Here is a 1,489-nt window from a genome sequence, read left to right as displayed (position 1 = left end):
ATCACGCCGGGCATGCCGTCGGCACCGCTCGGCAACGTCAGGTCGAGCTGCGCCAGACGGTGTCCGTCGGTGGCGACCGCGCGCAAACTCGCGGCGCCGGAGCTGCCGGCCGTGTGCAGATAGATGCCGTTGAGATAGTAACGGGTCTCTTCTGTCGAGATCGCAAATTGGGTGCGATCGATCAGCCGTTTGACGTCGGACGCCGGTAGCCGGAAGGCGTGGCTCATCTCGCCGGCTGCGAGATCCGGGAAATCGCTCTCCGGCAGGGTCTGCAACGTGAACCGCGAACGGCCGGCGCGGATCGCCAGCACCGAACGGTCACCGTCGCTCTCCAGCACGATCTGCGAACCGTCCGGTAGCTTGCGGACGATGTCGTAGAACATGTGGGCCGGTACAGTGGTCGAACCGGCGGTCGCGGTTTCGGCCGGCAGCGTTTCCGTCACCTCGAGGTCGAGGTCGGTCGCCTTGAGCGCGAGCTGGGCGTTTTCGGCGCGCACCAGCACGTTGCCGAGGATCGGGATAGTGTTGCGGCGCTCGACCACGCGATGCACGTGGCTCAGCGACTTCAACAGTTGCGCGCGTTCGACCGTGACCTTCATTGCAAAACCCGCCTGCTCCGCGCCCGCATCGTGTGATGAAGCTGCCGGATATGATGGAGGAGGCCCGGCAGCCGGATGCGGCGCCAAGGCCATTGGCACCCGCTGAGGTCACCCGGACCCGCGGGGGGTCCGCAGGGTGGCGTGGTTGTGCGGCTCGCGCAAGAGCGCGCAGCCGCCGCCGGCCCAAATTTCCCCGGGATTCAGGCTGGCCATGATGCCCATTGTGGCGGCGGCCAGGCGCCTATTCCTGAAGCTGGCGCTTCAGGGATTCGACTTCGTCGGACAGCGTATTGTCCTTCGACACCAGTCCTTCGATCTTGCGGACCGCGTGCAGCACCGTGGTGTGGTCGCGTCCGCCGAAGCGGCGGCCGATCTCCGGCAGCGAGCGCAGCGTCAGTGTTTTGGCCAGATACATCGCGACCTGGCGCGGTCGCACCACATTGGCGGTCCGACGCGACGACAACAGGTCGGAGCGGCTGACGTTGTACTGCCGGGCGACGATGCGCTGGATGTCCTCGATCTTGATCCGCTTCGGCTCGGAGGGGCGGATCAGGTCGCGGACTTCATGCTCGGCCATTTCCAGCGTGACCGGCTGATTGTTCAGCTTGGAATGCGCCAGCAGGCGATTGATCGCGCCTTCGAGATCGCGACCGTTATGGGTGATGGTGCGTGCGAGATACTCGAGCACCGGCTGCGGCACGTCGAAGCTGACGTGATGGGCGCGGGCCGCGACCACGCGCGAGCGCAGGATGCCGAGGCGCAGATCCTCGCCGAGCGGCGCCATTTCGACCACGAGGCCGCCGGCGAGCCGCGAGCGCACCCGCTCGTCGAGACTTTCGAGATCGGACGGCGGCCGGTCGGCCGCCACCACCACCTGGCGACCGGCGTCG

At 66.9% G+C, this 1,489-nt stretch carries 2 protein-coding genes; both read right to left on the bottom strand.

The features are described 5' to 3' along the window. Nucleotides 1-599: DNA polymerase III subunit beta (gene dnaN / locus DU475_RS23770; protein ID WP_164633512.1), on the bottom strand; the 599-nt coding region annotated here is incomplete at its 3' end. Nucleotides 600-840: 241 nt separating this feature from the next. Further along, nucleotides 841-1,489: chromosomal replication initiator protein DnaA (locus DU475_RS23765; protein WP_164633511.1), on the bottom strand; the 649-nt coding region annotated here is incomplete at its 5' end.

Origin of the sequence: Rhodopseudomonas sp. WA056 (assembly GCF_010906995.1) — a bacterium.
In the GTDB taxonomy this organism is placed as follows: Bacteria; Pseudomonadota; Alphaproteobacteria; order Rhizobiales; family Xanthobacteraceae; genus Rhodopseudomonas; species Rhodopseudomonas palustris_G.
This window is presented reverse-complemented; position numbering and strand designations above follow the sequence as displayed.